Below are 390 nucleotides of genomic sequence, written 5' to 3' on the forward strand. Positions count from 1 at the left end.
CTTTGAAAAGGCAGATTGTAAATTGCCGATATTGTTCGCGTAAACCTGGGTTCAGGCGAAGGCTTTGCTTTGGTGGGGCAGGTATCATCATTTACTGCTCTGCGCTCTGTTGTTCCTTCATATGAAGGTCAAAGTATTTTATTGCGCGCCCATCCTGTCGGTTGGGCCGCAATGTCTCACGGTCCCGTTGGTGGCGGCGAATTTATTTCAAGGCGAGGCTCAGCTGAGGATGATGGTGGTTATATATGCGTGCCGACAGGTCAATCTGAGTACTACTGGCAACGCATCCCAAAAAACCCCGGAAAAGTTTGCGCGACGGAGTTCGGCCTTTATGATGGTGCGCCGTTGGATGGCATAATTAAAAATGCTATTAACTACTGCATCACTAAT

Annotated in this window: 1 protein-coding gene; it reads left to right on the top strand. The window is 48.2% G+C overall.

Features of this window, described 5'->3' with window-relative positions:
* Window positions 1–72 precede the first annotated feature (72 nt).
* Window positions 73–390, top strand: a 318-nt coding sequence (locus LU493_RS19700) for a hypothetical protein (protein WP_275289493.1), incomplete at its 3' end; no start/stop codon positions are given.

The sequence above is a fragment of the Halomonas elongata genome (assembly GCF_029081005.1).
Taxonomy (GTDB): Bacteria; Pseudomonadota; Gammaproteobacteria; order Pseudomonadales; family Halomonadaceae; genus Halomonas; species Halomonas elongata_B.